General features: G+C 32.9%; 10 protein-coding genes. 2 read left to right on the top strand and 8 right to left on the bottom strand.

The features are described 5' to 3' along the window. Positions 1-13 precede the first annotated feature (13 nt). Together AC3WSO_RS05845 and AC3WSO_RS05840 are read left to right on the top strand one after the other, a co-directional pair. Complete coding sequence (locus AC3WSO_RS05845; RefSeq protein ID WP_492529496.1) at positions 14-1,069, top strand: ABC transporter ATP-binding protein; 1,056 nt, start codon at positions 14-16, stop codon at positions 1,067-1,069. After that, positions 1,062-1,988, top strand: coding sequence for an ABC transporter ATP-binding protein (locus AC3WSO_RS05840; RefSeq protein ID WP_492529494.1), 927 nt, complete (start codon positions 1,062-1,064; stop codon positions 1,986-1,988). Before AC3WSO_RS05845 ends, AC3WSO_RS05840 begins: the two co-directional genes overlap by 8 nt. Positions 1,989-2,280: 292 nt before the next feature. Here AC3WSO_RS05840 and AC3WSO_RS05835 read toward each other — a convergent pair whose 3' ends face one another. The 8 genes from AC3WSO_RS05835 to AC3WSO_RS05800 all read right to left on the bottom strand — a co-directional run bounded on the left by AC3WSO_RS05835 (position 2,281) and on the right by AC3WSO_RS05800 (position 12,898). After that, a complete protein-coding gene (locus tag AC3WSO_RS05835) occupies positions 2,281-3,492 on the bottom strand; it encodes a lanthionine synthetase C family protein (RefSeq protein WP_492529492.1) in 1,212 nt (403 codons plus the stop codon). Between the two features lie 78 nt (positions 3,493-3,570). Next, the gene (locus AC3WSO_RS05830) at positions 3,571-6,618 is read right to left on the bottom strand and encodes a lantibiotic dehydratase (protein ID WP_492529490.1); all 3,048 of its coding nucleotides are present in this window, start codon (positions 6,616-6,618) and stop codon (positions 3,571-3,573) included. Between the two features lie 86 nt (positions 6,619-6,704). Then, positions 6,705-6,845, bottom strand: coding sequence for a hypothetical protein (locus AC3WSO_RS05825; protein WP_492529488.1), 141 nt, complete (start codon positions 6,843-6,845; stop codon positions 6,705-6,707). Between the two features lie 307 nt (positions 6,846-7,152). Next, positions 7,153-8,061, bottom strand: coding sequence for an oligopeptide ABC transporter permease (gene opp4C / locus AC3WSO_RS05820; RefSeq protein ID WP_492529486.1), 909 nt, complete (start codon positions 8,059-8,061; stop codon positions 7,153-7,155). 12 nt (positions 8,062-8,073) lie between these two features. Next, positions 8,074-9,039, bottom strand: coding sequence for an oligopeptide ABC transporter permease (gene opp4B, locus AC3WSO_RS05815; RefSeq protein WP_492529484.1), 966 nt, complete (start codon positions 9,037-9,039; stop codon positions 8,074-8,076). 83 nt (positions 9,040-9,122) lie between these two features. Continuing rightward, on the bottom strand, positions 9,123-10,847 hold the full coding sequence (opp4A, locus tag AC3WSO_RS05810) for an oligopeptide ABC transporter substrate-binding protein (protein WP_492529482.1): 1,725 nt from the start codon (positions 10,845-10,847) through the stop codon (positions 9,123-9,125). Positions 10,848-10,908: 61 nt separating this feature from the next. Further along, the gene (locus tag AC3WSO_RS05805; RefSeq protein WP_492529480.1) at positions 10,909-11,898 is read right to left on the bottom strand and encodes an ABC transporter ATP-binding protein; all 990 of its coding nucleotides are present in this window, start codon (positions 11,896-11,898) and stop codon (positions 10,909-10,911) included. Between the two features lie 4 nt (positions 11,899-11,902). Further along, positions 11,903-12,898, bottom strand: a complete 996-nt coding sequence (locus AC3WSO_RS05800) for an ABC transporter ATP-binding protein (protein WP_492529478.1) — start codon at positions 12,896-12,898, stop codon at positions 11,903-11,905. Positions 12,899-12,912: the final 14 nt, after the last annotated feature.

Below are 12,912 nucleotides of genomic sequence, written 5' to 3'. Positions count from 1 at the left end.
GAGGTGGCTGAAAATGAGTAAAACAATTTTAGAAGTAAAAGATTTAAAAATAAACTTTAAAACGTACGCAGGACTTGTTCATGCTGTTCGTGGTGTAAACTTTGACTTAAAAGAAGGTGAAACACTAGCAATCGTTGGTGAATCCGGTTCTGGTAAGAGCGTTACCAGTAACGCATTAATGAAACTAATTCCACAGCCACCTGGTATTTATGAGTCGGGGCAAATTTTATTTAACGGTCGTGATTTAGTTCCTTTAAGTGATAAAGAAATGTCAAAAGTACGTGGAAATGAAATTGCAATGATTTTCCAAGATCCAATGACAAGCTTAAACCCGACGATGAAGGTCGGACGTCAAATAACTGAAGTTATTTTACAACATAAAAAAGTGTCAAAAGATGAGGCTAAAAAACGTGCAATTGAACTTTTAACGCAGGTAGGTATCCCCTACCCTGAAAAACGTTATAACCAATATCCGCATGAATTTTCAGGCGGTATGCGTCAACGTGTTGTTATTGCCATCGCACTTGCAGCTGATCCAAAGCTTCTAATTGCCGATGAACCAACAACAGCATTAGACGTTACAATTCAAGCGCAAATTTTAGAGCTAATGAAAGAAATCCAAAAAAATTCGAAAACATCTATCATTTTCATTACTCACGATTTAGGCGTCGTTGCAAACATTGCCGACCGAGTTGCAGTTATGTATGCGGGTCAAATCGTCGAATATGGTGCTGTTAATGATATTTTCTATAATCCTAAGCATCCATATACATGGGGTCTGCTTGGTTCAATGCCAGACTTAGATAACGATACTGATGAACTACTACGCACGATTCCTGGTTCACCACCAGATCTTACTAACCCTCCAAAGGGCGATGCGTTTGCCGCTCGTAATGAGTTCGCAATGGCTATTGACTATGAGCAAGAACCACCGATGTTCCAAGTAAGTGAAACACACTTTGCAAAAACTTGGTTGATGCATCCTGACGCACCAAAAATCCCGCTTCCTGATGCGGTTGCTAAACGTATTGAGGGATATTTAGCAAAGGAGGCACAATCAAATGACTAAATCGGGCACAAAAAAAATTCTTGAAATTAAAAATTTAAAGCAGTATTTCGGTTCAGCAGGTAACCCGATTAAAGCTGTCGATGGTATTAGCTTCGATGTATACGAAGGTGAGACACTTGGTCTTGTTGGAGAATCCGGCTGTGGTAAATCGACAACTGGTCGTTCCATTATCCGCCTGTACGACATTACAGATGGTGAAATTATTTTCGATGGTGAGAACGTCCAAGGGAAAAAATCTAAAAATGATTTAAAGAAATTTAATCGTCAAATGCAAATGATTTTCCAAGATCCATACGCTTCATTAAATCCGCGGATGACAGCTGGAGAAATTATTAGTGAGGGCTTTACGATTCACGGTCTTTACAAAGATAAAAAAGAGCGTCGTGAAAAAGTTAATCAGCTGTTAGAGGCTGTTGGCTTAAACAAAGAGCACGCAAACCGTTATGCACACGAATTCTCTGGCGGCCAACGTCAACGTATTGGGATTGCTCGTGCGCTAAGCTTAGATCCTAAGTTTATTATCGCCGATGAACCGATATCAGCACTTGATGTATCCATTCAAGCGCAAGTTGTTAACTTATTAAAGCAAATACAAAAAGAACGTGGTCTAACATATCTTTTCATTGCCCATGACTTATCGATGGTTAAGTATATTAGCGACCGTATCGCTGTTATGTACCGTGGTAAAATTATGGAAATCGGTAAAGCAGATGATATTTACAATCACCCTGTTCATCCGTATACAAAATCATTATTATCAGCAATTCCACTTCCTGACCCAATGTCAGAAAAACGCCGTCAACGTATTCCGTACAAGCATACGGAAGTTGACGATAGCGCATCTTACCATGAAGTAGGCGAGCAGCATTACGTTTATGGTACTGCTGATCTTCTGAAAACTTGGGTTGCTGATCGATAATAACCTTAACTCCTATCAACAGTAAGCACACTGTGATGGGAGTTTTTTTATTGCTTCAGTACGCTATATTTTACTTACAGTGAATATGAAAAATAAGGACACCCTTAAGAGGTGTCTCTATTTTTTTATGTTTGATGTTTTATGATTTATTTATCTAAAATCAGCATTACCTTCTTGATTTAGGATTTAATACATACTTTAATTTAAGAATGCGTGATTTAACTCTATACGAAAATTCGGGCCTCCTTTTTCATCCTTTTAATGAATAACAATCTTGTATTAATTATTAAAATTAACTTTTCAAAAAAATCCAATCCATCTTTTCCCTTTCATTTAGCAAAATAGCTACTATTACTAAATATACACTTAAAGTTCCGTCTACAATCCCCTCCTTGTATTCAATGTAGTTTTCTTCTAACGAGCGATCCGGAAATGAATTAAAATTATTAAAATCTGAATTGCCATGTAATATAGTTAGTAACTTTATAATGTGTTCAATAAATTTGATATTTCCAGATTCTTTATATATCAAGAAGGTTTCATAAATTATCCCTGAAACACCGTGGCAAAATACGGTAGAAACCTTTCCTTTCTCTAAATTTAAAGAGTTGAGGAACATGTTGTAATTATTAACATATTTTTCTTCAAATAATATATCATCTATTGCCTTAGATGCTAAAATCATTGATCTAGTAATCCCCGTTAGTCCGTAACACCAAGAGGAATTAATATATTTTTTATGTCTAGGTGTATTTATAAAAGGTAAGCGTTCAGGGAAAGTAAGTACACCTAAGATTTTGAATGTATTTTTTTCAAAAAATGCTACTAGATTAACTATAGTTTGATTCAAATTTTCAACTTCAAATTTTTCTAGTTTAACTATTGATAAAATTGATAAGATTCCTGATAAACCATGCGCGGTTCCCAAGTTAACAGAACCATTTTTATTATCACTAGAAAGTCTATCCATTTCATATTCTGCAAATAATATTATCTTACTAACTAGTTCATTTATTAACTGATTCATATTATTATTTTCTTTAAAAAATAGCATATATCTAACTACACCTGTTATTCCAGAAAATACATCATATGTTGAGACGTCATTTTCTGAAGTGAATTCATTTAGTAATTTTCTAATTCGATTTTCTAAAACTTCATTTAATGATTTTAAGTATTGTTCGTATCTACCTTCTTTTGCTAAAGATAAAACCGATGCCCCAATTCCACTTATTCCACTGTAAAGTGATACATCTATACTATTAAAGTCTATTTTTTTATTTAATATTTCTAAATGCCTATGTGCATAATAGTCCCAATTATTTTTCGGATACAACTTATCTAAACTTGCATAAAAAATACAAAGTCCCGGAATCCCATCACTAAGGGTGTGAATACTTTTATCTTCAAAATTTGTTTTCAAAGTATTGTTAGCAAAGTTTTTCAAATGTTCTTCAAAAAGTATTGAACATTGGTTTTGAAGCTCTAAAGAAGCAGTATGCATTGGTTTTACCCCCAAATAATAAAGATTATGAAAAAATGTATTATGATGTTGGAAGATCACAAAACACTTAAAGGTTTTTTAATTTTTCTCAAGAAATTTTAATAAACTATACATTAGTTGATTTTCTTTTTCTTTATCTACAATCATTAATCTATTTACATTCATATGAATTACTGAAAGGACAACATCATTTATGTTAAATCCCTCCAATTGAGCAATTTCTAACTCTTTAGAGAATTGTTTAAGCACACATGCTCTAAATTTCGAAACCTCTTCAGCTTCGAAACTAGAATCATCTATCCTTGAATTTTCTAAAATATTATCTTTGGAATTCAATTTCAATATTTTTTTATTTAACCTATGTAGGTATAAATATCGATTTAGAAGTTTAATTTGCTGATCTTTTTCGAAACCAACATCCTGTAATAAACACTTTACCGAATAAAAAATTATTTTCTCAATAGGGTCCCCAATTTTATTGTTTAGATTTAATAACTCTACACAATATTGGCTGTCTGCAAAAAATACTTCATGAAATTGTTCTTCCAATCGATGTCCACCATATCTCATATATTCTGGATAATACGTATCAATACTTAAACTATCAATAAAATTCTCTTCAATATATTTTTTTATCCAATCATACATAAATGAAAATACAAAATTAAAATTTGTTGAGTCTACTTTTATTCTCAGCCTAATATGAGGACGAGAATCCATATATCTTACATAGAAATAAGAATATATCTTATTTTCTTTCAATAATTTATTCATAGATGGTAATATAGACTTTATTAATAGCTCATCTTGATAATCTTCTTTAATATAAAGTTTATAATAAATCCAATCATCACCAGGAATGATCTTCCTCTTAATTTCCGGATTATTATGCAGTGTACTAAATTTCTTTTTAATACTCCTTTTATTCAATACAGATACTGTTAATTCTTCTTTAAATTGATTGTCGTTAATAGTGTTAATATCAATTCCATAGTCTACTTCAGTAAAAATAAGCTTATTTAATTTAGAAAATTCTTTTCTTAAAATTTTCAAATGCAATGAATTATCTAAATTAAAATAAATTGTTGAATCTAAATTTTTCATTTCAACTATTCTTGGAACTTTGTACGTTTCTCTCCATTTAGAAATTGCATATTCCCAATCCTCATATTTGAACTGCTTCTCTAACTGCAGAATATACATATCTATTCTCCATTGTTTTTTAGACAAAACAATATTTTTATACCTGATTCTAGGTGTAAATACAAATTTATTATAAAAAATCGGAAAGAAAGTTTGAAAAGGAATCTCCCCCTCTTTTCCTACGTCTAATAAAAATTTATATATCTTAGGAAAATAATTTACGCCATTTAACATATTTGTTGTTTTAGGAACGATAAAGTTATTTGTATCAGAATTTTTCAAATATAATTCTCCATAATCATTAATTCCAGAAAGAATCGAACCAATTTTAATATTATTTTTTAATTTAGAGAAACCTGAAAGAATAGGTAATTCATGATCCCTAGGATTTATAGTTGAACGTATATTAGAAGCTCTTCCGTAAACACTTTGACAACCAACTTCAGCTATCTCATAATTATCTCCATAAATATTCTTTTCAAAATCATTTAATATTTCCATTTCCTTTGTATAATTATCACTTAACAAAGGGAAAAATCTTCCGATTATTTGCCCTGCATTCTCAGAAAAATTATCATTATTAACTGTCAAATAAACATGATTATTATTTTTGACTATTGAGAATAGCATATCAAATGACTCATATACATAGGAGAAGTCTATCTTTTGATACTGTTTAAACTTTATTATTTCGTTATCAGTAATCTCCAATTCTTCAAGTCCCTGAAATAGAGCATTAGTGATTAAGCTTTCCATATAATTATAAATGGTATGATCCTCTACCTCATCTGAAGTTCTCATCGTTATATTCTTTGTCGTATAATCAGTAAATTCAAGAGAATATAGTAATTCAACTAAATTTATTTCTGTATTGTACCCATACTTTTCAATAAATACTTTTTTAAAGGTATCTAAACTTTGATTGTAATTGTGATTTTGATGAATTAAAAAAAGACTTAGTATATCAATTGCTTTTTTTATATCCTCATTAAAGTTTCTTGGAAGCTCATAATCCCTTTCAAATTTTAAATCTATATGTAAATAATCTTTACATTTATATAAATCCTCCATTCTCACCTTTATTTCATTCAATAACTCAATGCTTTCTAACTTACCCAATCCCAAATCAGAATATTCCGAAATACATTCTTGTATTTTATAAAGCAATTGAAACATTGGCTGATCTGATAAATTAAATCTTTTAAAAAATAATAATAAATCATCTAGACTATTTGCATTTGTTAAATTAGGACGTAAATTTGTATGTAATATTTCATGGGATATTAATTGTTTCAAATAGGATTTAATTTCAGTCACATTAATATCCGTATAAATATCTTTTAGCTTATATAACAAAACAGAAAGTGGGATAAAGTCAGTTGCAATTAACCTTATTTTATGAATTAGCTCGTTATTCCGAATGGAAAAACCATTTTTTTCACCTTGCTCCTTATACCTATCAAATTGTCCGTACATCGTTTTGTACGGGAAAAACATCCTATCTCCCTCAATTAAATACATATCCACAAATTTAACATTTATAAAATCCCACAATTGTTCCTGAACTTCTATTTTTTCTATTACACCTAGTAACCACATTGAATCTACTCTTATATATTTATTATTTTTTTTTTCTGTTTGATTATTTATAGAGGTATATGAAGTATTTTTTTGGGCAACTTCTTGAACTCCTGAAAAAAGTCCAAAAGGAGTTGATTTTGTAGAAATTCTTGCAAGGTATTTATATAAAGAGGTTATAATATTTCTTTTTTTCTTATCACTTTTATTGTTATATTTTTCTATTTCATTTAATAGATTTGGATTAGCAAAATGTATTGCTTCTTTAATAACTTGATTATTCAGAACTAAATGTATAATATTTTCTGGATTTGTTTCTAAAGATAATTTACTCATATAAAATGAAAGTGGGAATAATGGGGTTCTCACAACACTTAAATCTAATATATTCCAGTCTTTTTTCATAATTTAACCTCCCTATTCTATTAAAATTTCAGATTTAGCAAAAATATAAAGCGGCGAAAAGAAAGTACTTTTCACCGCGTTTATAGTTATGGTCTTATCGGACAAGGTGGCTTAAAAGAAAGGTTAGCGTTAGCATCTTTAGAACTTGGTAGTTCTTGTTCTGGATGCGATATCTGTGGGCTTACTTCTGATACTTTTAAATCTAAATCAAAAATTTCTCTTTCCATTTACCAATTTACCTCCTTCAAAACTATAACTTAATTGTAATAAAAAGGAAGTTAATTTTCGAGTTATTTCTTTTAGAATATACAGAAAATTTTTTCCTGTGAAAAATATCTTTAATTAATACTCAACTCTCGCATCCTGATATGGCCAGACATTTGTTTATTTGGCTGTCAGGAATCGATATCTCTTATGCATTTATAAAACAGATTACCAAATGTTTTGGGATCCTCTTTTTTCACATTTAACATGCGATGAAGAATATAGCGCATAAAATATTGGTGTGCTATTTTCTTGCGCTAAGTGGCCCAATTACCTTTTTGATTTTGGATTTAATGCATCCTTTAATCCTTCTCCAATAAAGTTGATTGACAAAATAACTAATGAAATGGCTGTTGCAGGTGGTACCCACATCCACAGCTTATCCTTCAGTACTTCTGAGTTTCTAGCCTCAAATAACATATTGCCCCAGCTCGGAGTATCAGCTGGTACACCAAATCCTAAAAAGCTTAAACTGGATTCAGCAACTATAGTTACGGCCATTAATAATGTTGCTTGTACAATAATCGTCGAGGCTACGTTTGGCAATAAGTGCTTAATGATTATTTTTGAAGGTTTACAACCAATTGATTGCGCTGCTAATATATATTCATTTTCCTTTTCAGCTAGCACCCTACTACGCACTATCCTTGCAACACCTCCCCAGCTTAAAATCGAAATGACAATTATTAATGTCCATAGACCAGATACTTTTCCTGAAAGGATTGTATTTATAACAATAACGAATACTAAAAATGGAAACATTAATACGAAATCAGTAAATCGCATTAACATTTGATCTATTTTCCCCCCAAAATACCCTGAAATCGAGCCAACAATAGTTCCAATTACTACAATAAAAATCATACAGCCTAATCCAACTGTTAAAGATGATCTTCCAGCGTAGAGCATTCTAGTAAAAACATCACGTCCGTTGGTATCCGTTCCTAACCAATGCTCACTTGATGGAGGTAGACTAATTTTCATAAAGTCGACACGTACAATATCTTTTGTTGTAATGTATGGAGCTAAAAACGATAGAATGATAACTATTAGTAAAAAGATAAGACTAATCATCGCTAATTTATTTTTAAAGAACTTCCGTCTCGCGATCACCCATGGCGAGGGGCTTTTTTTCGGTGTTTTTGGAGTTATAACTTCTTGATCAGTTACCAATGTCATAATACCCCCTCCTTAATCTAGTCTAATACGCGGATCTACCACACCATATAATATATCCGCTACCAAATTTCCAAAAAGTGTTAAAAACGAAAGTAACATAGTTATCGACATCATCACTGCGTAATCTCTTCTTCCAACTGATTCTAAGAAGAGTGCACCTATCCCCGGATAAGTAAAGATTGTTTCTGTTATTACCGCACCACTGATCAATGTTGCGATATCAAAACCAAGAAACGTAATAATTGGAATGATCGAATTGCGTAAAATATGTTTTTTATAAATTTTTGATTCCTTAGTTCCTTTTGCTCTTGCAGTTCTAACAAAATCTTTTCTACTATTTTCAATAATGTCATTTCGTAAAAATTGTGTATAGGACGCTGTTCCCATTAATCCTAATATAAGTGCTGGTAATAATACATGATGGAGCCTACTCAGGTAATATTCCAAATTTCCTGCTTGCATGCCTACACCTACAGATCCATTGAAAGGGAACCATCCTAGTTTAAAGGAGAAAAAGTATATAGCAACAATTCCTGCTACAAATGATGGAATTGCTAGAGCTAAATAATTATAAGTCGCAATTAAATTATCCCCAAGTGTATAGGGTTTTCTTCCCGCATACATTCCCATAAGAAACGCAAAAATGTACGTGAAAATTAATGATGTTAATGCTAAAAATATTGTATTAGGTATTCGCTGAGCAATAATCTCTGATGCTGGTTTTTTATAAACAGTAGATTTTCCGAAATCCCCTTGTGCAAAATTAGCAATCCATCTACCATATTGCATGATAATCGGATCATTATAGCCTAATTTTTCTCTCATTTCTTCGATGTATTGTGGATTCGTATTAGACGGATCAATTTCACCAGCAAACGGATCTCCTGGCATCATTTTTGCTAAAAAGAACACCACCAACGAAATAAGGAGTAGCAATGGGATCATGCCAAGTAATCTTCTAAGTGTGTATTGAAGCATATGACGTCTCCTTATCTAGAAATTTACTAACTAGGCCCAATACATGAAGTGGACCTAGTTAGTAGGTTTAGTTAGTTTACAATTTATTCCTTAATGTGCCATTTGTAAACATCTGTTTGGAAACTAACAGCGTTTACATGAACACCTTGTAGTCGATTATTTATGGCATATAAATCTCTGTTTTCCCATAATGGAAGGGCTGGTAATTCTTCATTAAAGTATTTTTGCCATTCCACATAAATTGCTTTACGTTTTTCTTTATCAAATGCTTCTTTACCTAAGGCTTGTTTTATGAATTTTTGGTTCTTAGCATCGATGTAGCGACCATAGTTCCATTCAGCATCATTCCCCCATAAACCAGATGGATCAGGGTCAGCGCCAGTACTCCAAGAGCCGAAGAATGCTTCTAATGCATCATCATCATTATCTTTCATATCATTATATAAGTTAAACTCAATTAAAGTACCAGTTGCTTGTTCTGTTTTCACTCCGACATCATTCCAAGCTTGAATAATTGCTTGAGAGCGTCCCTCAAATGCAGCAGGACCTGCATAGTGGCCAAATGAAATTTTAAATGGCTTACCACTCGGATCTTCTACAAAACCATCGCCATCTTTATCTACATAGCCTGCAGCCTTAAGAAGCTCTTTAGCCTTTTCTGGATTGTATTCATATTGATTTAATTCTGACTCCTCAGCAGCAGTCCAAAAAGTACGAGGAATCACAGTATTTGCAACTTCAGCTTTTCCTTCTAAGAAAGCATCGATCATTGCTGGACGGTTAATTGCGTATAATAGTGCTTGACGCAATTCTTTTGATTTAAACTTATCAAAATCAGCTACATTTGTAAGAGTAGCTTTATCACGATGACCAAAACGAAGACCAATATATGAATAACTTACACCATTCGTTTCTTCAATACGCACATTATCTAATGCTGACAATTCTTTTACTGCTTGTGGTTTAATATCCATGATGTCAATTTCTCCGTTTTGGAACGCACCAGCTGTTAATGATGGGTCAATTGTTTTTACAATTATACCGTCAAGCTGCGGTTTGCCCTTCCAGTAATCATCAAAACGCTCTAATTCAGAATACTCGCCTGCTACAACCTTTTTCACTTTAAATGCTCCTAAACCAACAGGAGTTTCACGAACCTGTTTAGATTCAGCTAAGTCTTTAATCGCGATACCTTCATAATGTTTCTTTGGCATTGGATTAGACCAAAGCTTTTCTAGGTTATTAACTTCTACTTCCTCAAAAGTAATTTTCACTGTATATGGATCAACAACCTTAATACCTTCGATTGTTTCAGCTTTCCCCAGTTTTTTTGCTTTTGCTCCTTTAATACCTTCAACATAATTGAAACGAGGGCCATCGTAATCTGGATGTGCTATTGTTTCTAATGCAAATACCCAGTCATCAACTGTTAACTCTTCACCATTATGCCATTTTACACCCTTCTCAAATGTAAACGTATAAGTTAATTTGTCCTCACTAATTTCCCACTTTGCTAAATTGGGAACATATTCCAATTCATCATTTACAGTATAGATACCTTCCATTGTAAAATCTTGAATATAACTATCTACAATACTACCTGAATAGGCTGGATCATAAACACCCTCAGGCGCTTGGTCAGTACCGAAAGTTACAACTCCACTTTTCGCTGTTTCACTAGTCTTTGTGGAATCATCCTTGCCTTTTTCCTTTTCTTTGTCAGTTGTCGAGTTGTCGTTATTACATGCTGTTAAAAACAAAGCCATAACTAGCATTAGCATGAAAGCCAATAATGCTGATTTTTTCATTCTTTGTCCCCCCGTGAATTTTATTTTGAAGATAATTATTACACTATTCTCTTGTTATTTTTTAATATAAATGGCACGCAACTCTATGCCCCTGCTTCACCTCCTTTAAAGTTGGTTTTGATAATGAACACTCTGTCATTGCCTTCGGACACCGTGGATGGAAAGGACACCCCTTTGGAGGATTAGCCGGACTAGGGATATCCCCTTCTAATACTATACGGCTACTCTTTTTCCTTGGATCAGGTACCGGTATTGCGGAGATTAATGCCTGTGTATAAGGGTGCAGTGGTTCCTCGTAAATATGTTCCTTATCTGCAATCTCCACAATATTTCCTAAATACATAACACCGATTCGATCACTCATATGTTTTACAACACTTAAATCATGAGCAATAAATAAAAATGTTAAGTCAAACTCATCTTGTAACTCTTTTAGTAGATTCAGAACCTGCGATTGTACAGATACGTCTAAGGCTGAAACTGGTTCATCTGCTATAATTAGTTTCGGCCTAAGCGCAAGTGCTCTCGCAATACCAATCCGTTGACGCTGACCACCTGAAAATTCATGTGCATACTTATAATAAGCATCTGCTGGTAAACCTACTTTTTGTAAGAGCTCCATTACTTCATTTTTTAAAGATTTCAGTGATTTTTTATGGAAATTCATGATCGGTTCAGCTATGATACTACCTACCATTTGCATCGGGTTTAACGATGCATAGGGATCTTGAAATACCATTTGGATATCTTTCCTTATTTCCCTTAATGATTTCCCATGTAATTTTGTAATATCCTGGCCATTAAAAATGATTTTTCCATCCGTTGAATCTAACAATCTTAAAATAGTGCGACCTGTTGTAGATTTTCCACAACCCGATTCCCCGACTAATCCTAATGTTTCACCGCTTTTTATGGAAAAAGAAATATTATCAACAGCTTTAACATAGCCAACCGTATGTTTGAAAAATCCACCTTTAATAGGGTAATAAGTTTTTAAATCAATTAACTCCAATAAATTTTCGTTATTTTGTATCATTGTTGTTTGCTCCATGTTGTCAGCTCACACCCTTTCTAGAATTACAGCCTTCAAAAAGTAAACAAGAAACTTCATGATTGTCACCTACGAAGGCAAGTTGCGGCGTAACTTTGCTACATTCAGGCATAGCCGACGGGCATCTATCAACAAAACGGCAGCCTAATTGAGGCATATTTTTTAAAGAAGGTACTATACCTTTAATAGTAGTTAACTCATTCACTTCTATATCTATCCTCGGAATCGACGCCATCAAGAGTTTTGTATATGGGTGTTTGGGATTGTGAAACAAATTATCAACATTTGTCCGTTCTACAATCTTCCCTGCATACATAATAATTACTTCATCACACATTTCCGCAACTACACCTAAATCGTGAGTTATTAATACTATAGACATGTTATTTTTCTCTTGAATATTTTTTAATAAATCTAGTATTTGAGCCTGCACAGTTACATCAAGTGCAGTAGTTGGTTCATCTGCTATTAACAGTCTAGGATGACAAGCAATGGCGATAGCAATCATTACTCTTTGTCTCATACCGCCTGACAATTGATGAGGGTATTCATCTATAATTTTTTCAGCTCTTGGAATACCAACCTGTTTTAATAATCCAATCGCCTTATCTTTAGCCTCAGCCTTAGAAATTTTACTATGATTAAGCATTATTTCTTCAATTTGTGAGCCTATAGTAAAAACTGGGTTTAGGGATGTCATAGGTTCTTGGAAAATCATGCTTATATCTTTTCCCCTAATTTTATTCATCTCGTCGATTGAATGGCTTTCTATGTTTTTCCCATGAAATTTTATTTCTCCGCCTGTGATTTTACCAATTCCTTTGGGAAGAAGTTGCATAATAGAAAGAGACATTACACTTTTCCCACAGCCAGATTCACCAACTACCCCAACGATCTGACCTGATTTAACCGAAAATGAAACATCATCTACTGCATGATATATTTCTCCATCTATATCAAAGCCAGTTTTAAGGTTTTTCACTTCTAACATTAAGCTCATTGTATATCACACCT

The organism is Lysinibacillus sp. EB106-09-02-XG168, from assembly GCF_058791475.1.
This window is presented reverse-complemented; position numbering and strand designations above follow the sequence as displayed.

Bases quoted from the DNA above. Each gene is read 5' to 3' on its own strand.
- AC3WSO_RS05845 (WP_492529496.1), top strand. From the start codon at position 14: ATGAGTAAAACAATTTTAGAAGTAAAAGATTTAAAAATAAACTTTAAA.
- AC3WSO_RS05840 (WP_492529494.1), top strand. From the start codon at position 1,062: ATGACTAAATCGGGCACAAAAAAAATTCTTGAAATTAAAAATTTAAAG.
- AC3WSO_RS05835 (WP_492529492.1), bottom strand. From the start codon at position 3,492: ATGCATACTGCTTCTTTAGAGCTTCAAAACCAATGTTCAATACTTTTT.
- AC3WSO_RS05830 (WP_492529490.1), bottom strand. From the start codon at position 6,618: ATGAAAAAAGACTGGAATATATTAGATTTAAGTGTTGTGAGAACCCCA.
- AC3WSO_RS05825 (WP_492529488.1), bottom strand. From the start codon at position 6,845: ATGGAAAGAGAAATTTTTGATTTAGATTTAAAAGTATCAGAAGTAAGC.
- opp4C (WP_492529486.1), bottom strand. From the start codon at position 8,061: ATGACATTGGTAACTGATCAAGAAGTTATAACTCCAAAAACACCGAAA.
- opp4B (WP_492529484.1), bottom strand. From the start codon at position 9,039: ATGCTTCAATACACACTTAGAAGATTACTTGGCATGATCCCATTGCTA.
- opp4A (WP_492529482.1), bottom strand. From the start codon at position 10,847: ATGAAAAAATCAGCATTATTGGCTTTCATGCTAATGCTAGTTATGGCT.
- AC3WSO_RS05805 (WP_492529480.1), bottom strand. From the start codon at position 11,898: ATGGAGCAAACAACAATGATACAAAATAACGAAAATTTATTGGAGTTA.
- AC3WSO_RS05800 (WP_492529478.1), bottom strand. From the start codon at position 12,898: ATGAGCTTAATGTTAGAAGTGAAAAACCTTAAAACTGGCTTTGATATA.